This window comes from Erythrobacter sp. QSSC1-22B (assembly GCF_001678665.1).
In the GTDB taxonomy this organism is placed as follows: Bacteria; Pseudomonadota; Alphaproteobacteria; order Sphingomonadales; family Sphingomonadaceae; genus Qipengyuania.
The window spans coordinates 422,926-434,651 of the sequence record NZ_LZRP01000002.1 but is presented as its reverse complement, the minus strand read 5'-3'; the positions used below and the strand labels follow the sequence as shown (position 1 = coordinate 434,651).

At 61.9% G+C, this 11,726-nt stretch carries 14 protein-coding genes and 1 tRNA gene; 6 read left to right on the top strand and 9 right to left on the bottom strand.

Features of this window, described 5'->3' with window-relative positions:
- The 7 genes from A9995_RS05965 to A9995_RS05930 all read right to left on the bottom strand — a co-directional run.
- Positions 1-219: glutathione S-transferase N-terminal domain-containing protein (locus A9995_RS05965; protein WP_199797218.1), on the bottom strand; the 219-nt coding region annotated here is incomplete at its 3' end.
- A gap of 225 nt (positions 220-444) precedes the next feature.
- Positions 445-1,089, bottom strand: coding sequence for a dioxygenase (locus tag A9995_RS05960; protein WP_067610283.1), 645 nt, complete (start codon positions 1,087-1,089; stop codon positions 445-447).
- Positions 1,090-1,684: 595 nt separating this feature from the next.
- Positions 1,685-2,569, bottom strand: a complete 885-nt coding sequence (locus A9995_RS17525; protein ID WP_082992504.1) for a DMT family transporter — start codon at positions 2,567-2,569, stop codon at positions 1,685-1,687.
- Between the two features lie 368 nt (positions 2,570-2,937).
- Complete coding sequence (locus A9995_RS17205) at positions 2,938-3,282, bottom strand: peroxiredoxin (protein WP_233998110.1); 345 nt, start codon at positions 3,280-3,282, stop codon at positions 2,938-2,940.
- Between the two features lie 228 nt (positions 3,283-3,510).
- Positions 3,511-4,227 carry an MOSC domain-containing protein gene (locus A9995_RS05940; RefSeq protein WP_067610276.1) on the bottom strand — a complete coding sequence of 239 codons (717 nt, stop codon included), beginning with the start codon at positions 4,225-4,227 and terminating at the stop codon, positions 3,511-3,513.
- Entirely contained in the window at positions 4,224-4,928 is a 705-nt protein-coding gene (locus tag A9995_RS05935; protein WP_067610273.1) for a glutamine amidotransferase, read from the bottom strand. The genes A9995_RS05940 and A9995_RS05935 overlap by 4 nt, the downstream gene beginning before the upstream one ends.
- Before the next feature lie 26 nt (positions 4,929-4,954).
- Positions 4,955-5,191: a thioredoxin family protein gene (locus A9995_RS05930; protein WP_067610390.1), complete on the bottom strand. Its 237-nt coding sequence runs from the start codon at positions 5,189-5,191 to the stop codon at positions 4,955-4,957.
- Between the two features lie 115 nt (positions 5,192-5,306).
- Between A9995_RS05930 and A9995_RS05925 the strand changes: the two genes are divergently transcribed.
- Positions 5,307-6,746, top strand: a complete 1,440-nt coding sequence (locus tag A9995_RS05925) for a PLP-dependent aminotransferase family protein (RefSeq protein WP_067610271.1) — start codon at positions 5,307-5,309, stop codon at positions 6,744-6,746.
- Positions 6,747-6,801: 55 nt separating this feature from the next.
- Here A9995_RS05925 and A9995_RS05920 read toward each other — a convergent pair whose 3' ends face one another.
- Complete coding sequence (locus A9995_RS05920; protein WP_145916820.1) at positions 6,802-8,310, bottom strand: PLP-dependent aminotransferase family protein; 1,509 nt, start codon at positions 8,308-8,310, stop codon at positions 6,802-6,804.
- Here A9995_RS05920 and A9995_RS05915 point away from each other — a divergent pair.
- The gene (locus A9995_RS05915) at positions 8,309-8,983 is read left to right on the top strand and encodes a YitT family protein (protein ID WP_067610268.1); all 675 of its coding nucleotides are present in this window, start codon (positions 8,309-8,311) and stop codon (positions 8,981-8,983) included. The two genes, A9995_RS05920 and A9995_RS05915, sit on opposite strands and share 2 nt — an antisense overlap.
- On the opposite strand, the gene A9995_RS05910 is transcribed toward A9995_RS05915, so the two are convergent.
- A tRNA-Arg gene (locus A9995_RS05910) sits at positions 8,984-9,060 on the bottom strand.
- A 305-nt stretch (positions 9,061-9,365) separates the two neighbouring features.
- Between A9995_RS05910 and A9995_RS05900 the strand changes: the two genes are divergently transcribed.
- The 4 genes from A9995_RS05900 to A9995_RS05885 all read left to right on the top strand — a co-directional run bounded on the left by A9995_RS05900 (position 9,366) and on the right by A9995_RS05885 (position 11,647).
- Entirely contained in the window at positions 9,366-9,797 is a 432-nt protein-coding gene (locus tag A9995_RS05900; protein WP_233998101.1) for a hypothetical protein, read from the top strand.
- A gap of 80 nt (positions 9,798-9,877) precedes the next feature.
- Complete coding sequence (locus tag A9995_RS05895) at positions 9,878-10,396, top strand: MmcB family DNA repair protein (protein WP_067610266.1); 519 nt, start codon at positions 9,878-9,880, stop codon at positions 10,394-10,396.
- Positions 10,397-10,484: 88 nt separating this feature from the next.
- On the top strand, positions 10,485-11,201 hold the full coding sequence (locus tag A9995_RS05890; RefSeq protein WP_067610264.1) for a sterol desaturase family protein: 717 nt from the start codon (positions 10,485-10,487) through the stop codon (positions 11,199-11,201).
- Complete coding sequence (locus tag A9995_RS05885; protein ID WP_145916819.1) at positions 11,198-11,647, top strand: DUF2141 domain-containing protein; 450 nt, start codon at positions 11,198-11,200, stop codon at positions 11,645-11,647. The genes A9995_RS05890 and A9995_RS05885 overlap by 4 nt, the downstream gene beginning before the upstream one ends.
- Positions 11,648-11,726 lie beyond the last annotated feature (79 nt).

The following is an 11,726-nucleotide window of genomic DNA, read 5'->3' as shown; positions in this document are numbered from 1 at the left end:
GGCCAGGTAGACGAGAATGGCTTGAGAGTCGCGCAGCAGAACATCGCCATCGACCAGCACGGGTATCTCCCCGAACGGGTTCCGAGCTATGAAGTCCTTGGTCCTGTGCTCGCCGTCAAGGAAGGCAACTGGGCGCAGAGTGTAGGGTTGTCCGATCAGCGCGAGGAATAGACGGACCTTGTAGCAATTTCCGGACAGTTCGAGATCATAGAGTTGCATAAATCAAACCCCTTTTTTGGATTGTCCCGAACGATCGGTACATAGCTTCTGCGTGGATGTCGAGGGCATTTCAAAGGCAAAGGGCCCTTCTGGTAAACTGACTGCGATTTCAGGAAATCGGCCGGAAACGCCGGCAGCAAGGCTGCACAGGCTTGCCGGCGTCGCGCCAACATCGTGCCGAACCATGACCAATGAGGTTCCGGATCAGAAGCAGCGCGTCGAGGATCAGAGGGCGTGTTCGACGTTCCTGTCTTGGAGGGCGCCCAGCTGCTCGCGCCCGCCAAACCCGAACACGTCCATGGCAAGGACGCCGTAAGTCGTGCTCTGGTGCAGTCGCAGGCTGCCGAGGGGGGAATCGCCCGCCCCCAGCGCGACGAACAGCGGGTGAATATGATCCATTGTAGGATGATTTCGCCGTCCAGATGGGCCGGTGTTGACCGCCCGGAGCACGGCATCCACATCGCCTTCCCTAATCTTTCGAGCAATCCATTCCGCAAAGTCGCTGACCCAACCTTCGCGCGGAGCATTTAGGCGGAAACCGCTACGAAAAAATTCTGAAAGTTTGTGCGTCAGGTTACCCGATCCGATAATCAGCACATTCTTCTCCCGCAAAGATGCCAGCATCTCACCCAACTGGAAATGCCAGCGCGGGCTTTCACGCATGCTGATGGAAACCTGGACCACCGGAATATCGGCTGCCGGATAGATCAGGTGCAGCGGTATCCATGCGCCATGGTCGAAACCGCGGTTCTCCTGCAAGCCAGCTTCGAAGCCATTTTCATGTGCGAGTTCGACGATCTCGGCTGCGAGAGCAGAGCTACCCGGCGCCGGGTATGGCACATCGATGCCGCCGGGGGGCGTCCACCCCATCACCCTATTCTGTTGAAAAACTCTGAAGGCCACTCTGTCGGATCATAATCGAACCCTTAACGCCGTACGAACGGCAAGAAGCTGCCCGTTAAGATAAAGCGCTTCACGTCGGCGACGGGACGATCGCCCCCGAGATTGAGGCGGTGCTGCCGCTCGCCGACGGTGCGGAGGCCCATCGTCGCATCGAGGCCCCGGGGCTCACGCACAAGTTTGTCCGCGACCATCAATCCTGATTTGTCGTCCCCCGGAGTTCAAACATGCCTCATGCTCGCGACAGTACCGTCAACCTCGCGTACGACGTGATGGCGAAGGCTCACCGTTACTCGTCATCGTCGGCACCTCCGCCGATCGGGGCCTCTGGAGCCAGGTTCGTGGAACGCTCGCCGGCCAGTTTCGTACGATCGCCGTTGACATTCGCGATTACGGGCAAAGCAGCCTCGCGACCGAGCCCCAAGGGGCAAATAAGATCTTATTTGCGAGAAGCGACATTTTCGAAGCGCAGGTTGAGAGAACCGCGCCAACGGCCGGTTTCGGCATGCGCGCCGCAGGCATGAAGGGCATCGTTCACAGCAAAAGTGGCTATCGAAATAAGGTGCTAATGTGCGGGGGTTTTGATCCGCGCGCGGGTTCCTACCGCGACGGCTATGATGACAAACGCACCGAACGTGATTACCTCGCCGTCCCAGGTCTCGCCGAATAGCGTCGTCGCAAAGCCGATCGTCAAGAACAGCTGGAGCAGTTGCACCTGCGAGGCCCGGGCAATCCCGGCTAGAGCCAGTCCGCGGTAAAAGGCGAAGAACCCTACGAGTTGAGAGATCACGGCGAGATAGGCGAAGGCTGCAAGGGCGGGAATCGGTGTGCCCAGCGGAGGCGAGGGCACCAGGAAGCCAAGAGGTATAAGGATGGGTAGGCTCACCACGAGGGCCCAGCAAGCGACGGACCAGCCCTTAAGCGTACGTGCAGCCAGTCCCCCATAGGCGTATCCTATCGCTGCCGCGATGATGGCAAGCAGCAGCCAGACGTGCCCGAAGGCCAGCCCTTCTTCTGCCTGCCGCAGCACAAACACGAGTGTCAGTACGGTGCCCGCGACCGCCGCAGCCCAGAACACCAAGGATGGTCGCTCGTTGCCTATTACGACGCCGCAGACGGCTGTAGCCAGAGGCAAAAGGCCAACAACGACCGCCCCGTGACTGGCCGACACGCTCTGCATGCCTAGAGTTGTAAAGAATGGAAATCCAAACACGGTCCCCATGGCACAGGCGGCTATATATGCCCATTGCCCTCCTTGGGGGCGAGAGGGCCTGAAGGCTACGAGGATGGTCGTGGCAAGTGCGGCGGCCACGAGGACGCGCCAAAGCGCGACCTGTGCCGGTTCGAGCGCTGTGATCGCCAAACGCGTCATCGGCAGTGTGAGGCTGAACGCGAGCACGCCAAGGAATGTCAGGCCAAGCCCGGGAATGAGGTCTCGCCGCGTCGTCACCGAGGCGAGTCCAGAACAAACTCGCGTACGAAGCCGCGCACGTCAAGTTCAGCTTCGGGTCCGACGAGGGGTGCGAGCCCAACGAACTGCCGTAGCCCTACCTGACCTGCAGTTCCGGTTTCTGGCAGGACCACCCGCTCCAACAGGTCACCGAGAGCGTGTTCTATACTAAGCTTGATCTGGGTTGCATCGTCCCATGCTTCCAAGGCCAGAGCCACGTTGCATCGTGGCACTAGGTCGATATCGTTCACAAATAAGCCCCTACCGTCGCGAAGACGGTCGATGTAGTTCCGGTGAAGGACGCGGAAGACTTCCACTTCCAGCTGTTCGTTGAAACGCAATTCGACGCTGCACAGAGATCAAGGGCATCAGTCAGCTTGCCGTAACCAATCTACAACCTCGTCGGCGCTTTGATCCGGCGGGAAAACTGGATAGAAAACATGCTCGATTGCGCCGCCACGCGCGATGAGCGTGAGACGCTTGATAAGCTCCATTCCCGCGACTTCGAATGTTGGAAGATCGAGGGCTTGGGCAAAACGAAGGTTCTGGTCGCTGAGAACTTCGAACGGAAGGTGCAATCGTGTCACCATCTCGCGTTGATAGTCTGAAGACTGCGTGCTGATCCCGAACACGCCCGCTCCAAGTGCCTTAAGTTCGGCGCGATGGTTTCGAAAGGAACAGGATTGCGGCGTGCAACCGCATGCACCGGGAATGGCGTCCCACCATCTGATAGTGGCTTATCTGGCATCCCGGTCATGGGGTAGCAATAGATGATGGTGCGGCCCGGTGGTAAATCGTGCAACCCGACCAAGCGGCCAGCGGTCGATGGGAGGCATATGGTCGGCAAAACCCTCCCTTGGAGTCCATCGCAAGCTCCGTCATCAATGGGAAGTGGCAAGTTCGCAGGAAGGTCGGTCAAAGAATTCAAATCGAGCCCCCTTTCATGGTTCGTCAATAGCTGGCTCAGCGCCAGCGGAGTCCCCTTTGAGCCGCCGCGACCAATCCTCGACGGTCCGGGTTTCCAGGCGCCGTTCCGCATAGTGCCGCCAGTTCTCGGGTAGATGGGCGAGCGCCGCCATCGCGGCGAGTTCGTCATGGTTGAGGGGATCGACATAAAGCGTGCGCCACAAACGGCGGAGCGGCCATTCCGGCGAGCGGCGATCGATGAGACGCAATTCGTCGCCAGGCGCGACGCTGCCTTCTTCCAACACCCTATAATACCAGCCGGTGCGGCCCGTCTTCTGCACCCGTATCGCCATGTCGGGAACGCCAAACCGGGCGTTGAGCTTCCAGCAGGGCTGACGCCCCTGCGACACCTCGATCAGGGCATCGCCGAGCCCGAAGATATCGCCGATCGCGACCTTGGCCTCGTCCAGGCCGGTAGTGGACATGTTTTCTCCGAACGCTCCAGGCCGGGCAAGGAGAGGAACATCGCCGATCTCCTCGCGCCAGAACGGATAATGCTCGAACGGATAGTGGTGAACGGCCTTGTCCGGTCCGCCATGGTGTTTTCTGTCACCCTGGGCGTCGCCTTCAAGGCCTTCCCGGCCCAGCAACAGTCGCCCGTCGACGCAATGCTTGTCGATGCCGCTCGGCGCGCCCCGATCGCCGAGCGGCGCGACCTGACCGATCAGCAGATGATCGAGGTGGACGGTCATCGCTCGAGTCCATCCAGCCATTCAGAGAACATGCGCCGTGCTGCCTCGCGAAGCGCGGGACCGACGCGAGCACAATCGTCGCGCAGGTTGCGCGGATCAATACCGGCGGCGGCAAGCTCGACAGTATGGCCGATGAACCAGCGTTCCAGACCGGTGCAAGCGTTGACCTCGGGGTGGAACTGAACGGCGAGAATGTTGGAACCAAGCGCGAATGCCTGATTTCGGCAATGCGGCGTCGCCGCGAGAGCCTCCGCCCCTTCCGGCATTGCGAAAGTGTCGCCATGCCAGTGCAGCACCGGCACGTCACTCAAATGACGCAGCGGGCTTTTGCGTCCGGACTCGGTTAACGAAAGTTCTGAAAAGCCGATCTCCTTTTCGGCCATCGGAGAGACTCCTGCGTCCAGCGCGATTGCAATCTGTTGCGCACCAAGACAGATGCCAAGAGTCGGACGATTCTCGGCAAGACGGGTTCGCAAAAGATTGATTTCCTCGGCGAGGAACGGATAGGCACTCGTCTCATAAACACCGATCGGCCCCCCGAGCACGATAAGCAATTCAGTCAGGAGCGGGTCGAGCGTCCAGAGATCATGCACGCCCACATCGTAATAGTGGATCTTGTAACCGGCGCTCGCCAAAACGGCTTCAAAGGTGCCCAGATCCTCGAAATCAATGTGCCGTATCGCAACTGCCGTTTTCAGCAAAAGTCTTTCCCCGCCTTGGCACCCGGTCAGCGCAGCGCCGACAAATCGGCACCGTGATTGATGTGATAGGCCGCTCCGTCGATAACCATGGCGGGAACGGACTTGACACCCGCTTTCTCGGCTTCACCGATGCGGCCTTTATCCTCGCCGAGGTGGACCACTTCGACATCGTACTTGCCGGCATCCAGTGCCTCCGCGAAGCGGCGCTCCGCATCGACGCAGACCGGGCAACCTGCGTGGTAGAAAATTGCTTTCTTGGCCATCTCGAATACTCCTTCATTCCTCCGCCGCAGCGGGATCGCTGCAAGGCGCACACTATGAAATACCCGTCATCCGGCCTATTAAAAAGAGCCAGTTATAAGAATCATGGTAGGCCGGATGGGCAAGGGCAGCAAAATCACTATCGAATTGTCGGAGGACGGCGGACAGCCGGTCTTCATCAATCTTGCGTCTTCCATCATACGCGATATCGAGCGTGGTCGGTTGAAACCTGGAGACGCCCTGCCGGGCACGCGATCGCTCGCCAAGAGTTTGAAACTCAACCGTAACACCGTCGATGCGGCCTATCAGGAGCTGACGCTGCAGGGCTGGCTTGTCGCCAAGCCGTCGCGAGGAACCTTCGTTGCCGACGATCTTTCTGAATCCAAACCATCGTACGGCAAGAGACATATCCGCGCCCCGGCCGATAGCGGTGCATCAGAAGCGACGACACGGCCACTACTGCACCTTTCCGATGGTCTTCCGGACCCAAGGATCATGCCGGGTGTTGAACTCGCGCGCGCCTTTCGCCGGGCGCTAATATCGCCCTCCTTTCTCTCCGGCTCCGGCTATGGCGATCCCCGCGGAAGCATCGCTCTGAGGACGTCTCTTGCCGACTATCTGATGCAGGAACGCGGATTGACCGCCGCTCCGGAGAATGTGCTGGTGACGCGCGGCAGCCAGATGGCGCTCTTTCTGGCTGCCGGTGCCGTTCTCGAACCGGGTCAGGCGATCGCGGTCGAGGAGCCCGGCTATCCGCTCGCCTGGTCCGCTTTCCGCGCAGCCGGTGCGCGAGTGATCGGCGTACCGGTCGGCGCTCAGGGTCTGGATGTCGAGCATCTCGCCCGCCTCGCCGAACGCGAGCCAGCCCTCAAGGCTGTTTATCTCACGCCGCATCATCAATACCCGACGACAGTAACACTGGGTGCGGGCCGGCGTCTTAGGCTCCTGCAAATCGCCCGTCAGCACGGCTTGGCAATTCTTGAAGACGATTACGACCACGAATGCCGTTTCGAGGGCCGCCCGGTATTGCCCCTCGCGGCGCGCGCCGATCCCGAACTGTCCGTCGTCTATGTCGGCTCCCTATCCAAGCTGCTCGCCCCGGCCGTGCGGATTGGCTATGCGGTGGCAAAGCCAGCTCTCCTTGAGCGAATGGCGGATCATCGTGAGGCGATCGACCGACAAGGTGATCTCCCGCTGGAACAGGCGCTGGCCAATCTGATCGACGACGGCGAACTGCGCCGCCATGCTCGCAAAGCCAGAAGAATTTACAAGGCGCGGCGCGATTTCCTTGCCGTCGAACTCGACCAGCAGCTCGGCGAAGCGGTTTCGTTCGACATCCCAGCCGGCGGCTTGGCGATCTGGTTGAGGCTGGGCGACGATCTCAGCGCCGAAACGTGGGCGGGCAAAGCGGCGCAGGCCGGCCTGGCGGTCGCACCGGGAACGCGCTTCGTGCTCGATACAGCGATCGCCCCCGAAGCCTTTCGCGTGGGCTATGCCAGTCTGGATGATACCGATCTGCGTCGGGCGGTTACATTGCTCAGACAAACTCGGCCTTGAACCCGCTTTATCCGCGCCCTTGCTTGATGTCCCACTCGGTCACTCCGCGGGCTGATCAATAGAAGTCCGCGACATCTCTTGACCTATTTCGATAGTTGGGTCGTCCGGTGGAATGGTCGGGGCGGTAGACATTGGCGAGAATGGAGACGGCGCGGGCCATCTCCTTTCCTGGTAGGGTGAAGGGAAGCCGAATAAACCGCTCGAACGCTCCGCCAATCCCGAAGCGCGGTCCGGCTGCCAGATGCAAGCCCAGCTCTCCGCACTTATCGCCAAGCCCTGTGGCGATCGGCCGAGGCAATTCGGCCCACAAAGAGAGCCCTCCCTCCGGCCGATGGGCCCGCCAGCTCGGTAGCGCATCTCTCACAATCCCTAGCAGGTAATCGCAGCGGCCGCGCAACAGCGTGCGGCGCGCGTCCAGCGCTCCACCGTCGTCGAGTAGTAACTCCGCGGCCGCGAGCTGCTCGAGTATCGGTACACCGAGATCGAGCGAAGCGCGGGCCTCTACCAGCTTTTTGATCAGATCGGGATGCGCTCTGATCCAGCCAATCCTCAGTCCGCCCCAGAAACTCTTGCTCATCGATCCAAGTCTAACAATGTGATGCGCATCTTGCGGTTTCGGGAAACCTGGCTCGTTGCCCAGCCACAGATCCCGCATCGTTTCATCATAAACGATGATCGTGTCGCTCCCTGTCGCTTGGGTCGTCAGACGTTGGCGGGTAGTAGCCTGCATCACCAGACCCGTGGGATTATGGTGGTCTGCGATGATATAGGCCAGCCTGGGCGCTTCACCGCGCATCGCCGCCATGATCGCTTCGTCGTCCCATCCCGATGGCGTCAGGGGCACCGGCAGCGGACGACAGCCTGCTGCAAGGATGGCGTCGATGGCATTCGGATAAGTGGGATGGTCGATGAGCACGCGGTCGAGGGGACGCACGAATGTTCGAAGCAACAACGCCAGGCCGTTCTGTGCGCCGTGGGTTGCCATCACATGGTTGCAGGAGGTGGCGAGTCCTTCACGGCGATAACGCTCCGCCACCGCTTCACGGAACTCTCGGCAACCCAAAGGTTCGTAGCCATGTCCCGGGAAATACGCGGGCAGCGCGGCGAGCGCCTTGGCGTAAGCGGCGTGAACCTGCGGTCCGGCGGGCATGGTGGCGGTCGCAAAGTCGATCACCCCGCTTTCCCGGTCGTGGGTCAGCAGGGCGCCGCCGCGCGACGATGCCGAAGGCAGCGCAGTCAGCGCGCCCGAGCGTTCATGCTTTTGCACAAAGCCGTCATTTTCGAGCTGCGCGAACGCCGCGCTGACCGTGGTACGGCTGATCCCCAGCGCTTTCGCGAGGCTGCGCTCGCCTGGCAATCGCACCGCAAGCGGCAGGCGGCCATCGAGGATGAGCAGACGCAACCCCACCGCCAGAGCTTGGTAAGCCGGGCCTACAGTCGCCTGTCGCCAAGAGCCGAGACGCCGCAACAGGGAAGATGCGCTGATGATGCGTGTAGCCATGAGGCCAGCATCGTCTAACTGGCTATGGAATTCAATGCCAGAAGGAAGCATTCGCAGGTGCATGATCCGGCGGCTTATCCAGCTCTATCTTGGCCTCATCGCCTATGGCCTTTCACTCGCTCTGATGGTGCGCGCTGATCTCGGACTCGATCCATGGGACGTCTTTCATCAGGGATTGGCCCAGCACAGCGCCTTGAGCTTTGGGATGATCGTCAACGCAGTCGGCGTTCTCGTCTTGCTGCTATGGATTCCGCTGCGTGAGAAACCTGGGATTGGAACGATCAGCAACGTAATCGTCATCGGTACGGTCGCCGATATTTGTCTCGCGCTTTTGCCGCCGATGAGTTCGCTGCCGCTGCGTCTGTCGATGCTGGTTTTCGCTATAATACTCAATGGCGCGGCGAGCGGCGCCTATATTGGCGCGGGACTGGGTCCGGGACCCCGGGACGGACTGATGACCGGCCTTGTCAAGCGGACCGGCTGGGCTGTGCGATGGGTCCGCGGTGGAATCGAGGCGATCGTGCTCGCGGGGGGCTGGCTGCTCGGCGGGACCGTAGGATTGGGGACTGTCGTATATGCACTCGCGATCGGACCATTGATACAATTCTTCCTGCCGATCTTGACCGTCGGTAAGGGCGCGTCATCGTCGTCACGAAACGCGGCCGATCAGGCAGCATGTCCGGACAACACACCGCGTCGCTTCTGTAGCTGTGCAACGTGTGAGGACAAAGAATAATGGTGCACCCGACTGGATTCGAACCAGTGGCCTTCGCCTTCGGAGGGCGACGCTCTATCCAGCTGAGCTACGGGTGCATACCTTGGTGCAACTGCTTACGTGGTGCTTACGTGAGGAATATCAGCTTTCCAAGCACTTCGGACCGATCATAGTAAGTCGTTGTTTATTCTTCCTCTTTCGTCGTTCCTTTTTCAACACCCACCCTTGACATCAGCCTTCGGAGGGCAGCGCTCTATCCAGCTGAGCTACGGGTGCATGCTGGCCAGACGGTGGAGCGGCGCTCTAGCAAAGCGTATCCGCTCGCGCCAGCGCTTATCGCGGGGTTACCCCGCGGTCAGCGTTAGCGATTTGGCAAGCTTGCGGGGCTAGCCCTGCAAGGGTGATGAACGCGCTCCGCCATGAATTCGACCTCGCCCACGCCACCATGCTGCCGCCGCTCGGCGACGCAGGACAGGCGGCGGTGCAGGGACCGCCCGCCGACGAGCTCGCCCAGCATCTCGCTGCGCGCTGGGATGCGCTGCACGACGCCGCCGATGCGGTGGCGCAGCTTGCCCAGCTGGCCCACGAAAACCCCGTCGGCGCGATCGCCTCGCTTCCGGCGCGCGCGGCACAAACCGGGGGCTGGCGCTGCGATGCGGTGGCCAACGGGATCGACGACCTGACGCTGGTGATGCAGACCGGCCTGCGCGCGTTGATCGCCGCCGCCGACGAGGGGCGCGACACCACCGCCGCGGCGCTGACGCTGTGGCGCGAATTCCACGTCGCGCGGCAGGCGATCTGCGCCTTCGTCGAGCCCGAGCTGGCCGCCGCCTAAGCGCCCGGCTGAAGGGCCCGTAGCCGCGGGCCAGCTCCCGCGAGCTTGACGAAGTTGCCTTTTTGTTCCAGCGCTGCGGCATGGCCGAATCGCTTGCCCCCGCACTCACCCGCTCGCCAACCCCCGCCCTCGACACCGAGGCCGCGACCGCCAAATCGGTGTGTCGCGGAATCGCGCGGCTGTTCGCGCGCAACGACATCTGGTGCCTGCCCGAAATGCCGCTGCGCAATGGCCGGCACGCCGATCTGATGGGGGTCGACCCCAAGGGCCGCGTGATCATCGTCGAGATCAAGGTCCAGCGCGGCGATCTGCTGGGCGATGGCAAATGGCCCGATTATCTCGACCATTGCGACCGCTTCTACTGGGGGGTGCCACCCGCGCTGGATCGCGGACCGCTCGAGAGCGCGGATTACCGCCCCGATTGCTGCGGGATCATCGTTGCCGATGGCTATGACGCCGAAATCCTGCGCCCCGCCCCGCTGAACCCGCTTGCCGCAGCACGGCGCAAGGTCGAGGTCGAACGGCTGGCGCGCGCCGCGCTGCGACGTCTGACCGTGGGGGGTGATCCCGATTGCGCGCCCTGGGGCCAGAGCGAGTAGCCGCAGCGAAGGGGCTCCGTGAGCAACCGGCTCGGGCACCACTAAACCCTGTCCTGCCCGGGTGGATTGCGGCATAGGCGGGGCCGCCATGCTCGCCGCCATCCTTCTCTCCACCGTCGCAATGACGCTGATCGTCGCGCTGCGCTATCTCGCGACCAGCGGGTTCTTCGCCTGGGTGACCACACGGCGGATGCCCGAATACCACGCCAAGCTCGGCCCGCAGATGCGCCGCGAGATCCTCTGGTCGCTGGCATCGGCGGCGATCTACGGGATTCCTGCCGGGATAGTCGGCTGGGGCTGGCAGGAGCGCGGCTGGACGCAGATCTACAGCGGCTCGCAGGACCTGCCGCTGTGGTACCTGCCGCTCTCGGTGCTGCTCTATCTGTTCGCGCACGACACCTGGTTCTATTGGTCGCACCGCTGGATGCACCGTCCGCGGCTGTTCCGCTCGATGCACGCGGTCCACCACGCCAGCCGTCCGCCGACCGCCTGGGCGGCGATGAGCTTCCACCCCTACGAGGCGCTGACCGGGGCCTTCGTGATACCGCTGCTGGTGTTCGTGATCCCGATCCATGTCGCCATGCTGGGCCTCGTGCTCGGGATCATGACGGTGATGGGGGTGACCAATCACATGGGCTGGGAGATGTTTCCGCGCCGGCTGGTTCATTCGGGGTTCGGAGGTTGGCTGATAACCGCCAGCCACCATCAGCGGCATCACGAAGAATACCGCTGCAATTACGGGCTCTATTTCCGCTTCTGGGACAGGGTCTGCGGCACCGACAAGGGTTTGAGCAACGCCATATGAAAATTGCCGGTATCCTGCTTGTGCTGCCGATGGCAGCGCTGGCCAGCGCCGCGGGACATCCCCACTCGGGGACCGATGTCACCGTCACCGTCACTCAGGTGCGCAGCGCCAACGGGCTGGTTCGCGCCTGTATGACCGGCGATCCGGCGCGCTTTCCGCAGTGTCGCACGGGGACGCTATCGTATCGCGCAGTGGTCGATGCGCATCCGGGCCAGGTCACCGTGACCTTCCCCGATGTCGCCCCGGGGCGCTATGCGATCGCGCTGCTCCACGACGAAAACGGCAATGGCAAGGCCGATCGCGCGCTGGGCATGATGCCCAAGGAAGGCTTCGGCTTCTCGCGCGATGCCAAGGTCCGGATGGGGCCGCCGCGCTTCGATGAAGCGGTCTTCGAGGTCGCCGATAGCCCCAAGTCGATGGCCATCAAGATGCGCTACATGCTCTGACTGCCCGCCGCGGGACAATGGCGCCCGACGGTTAGCGATATGTTTACCACGGCCCGTCACAACCGAAGCTGCAGACCAC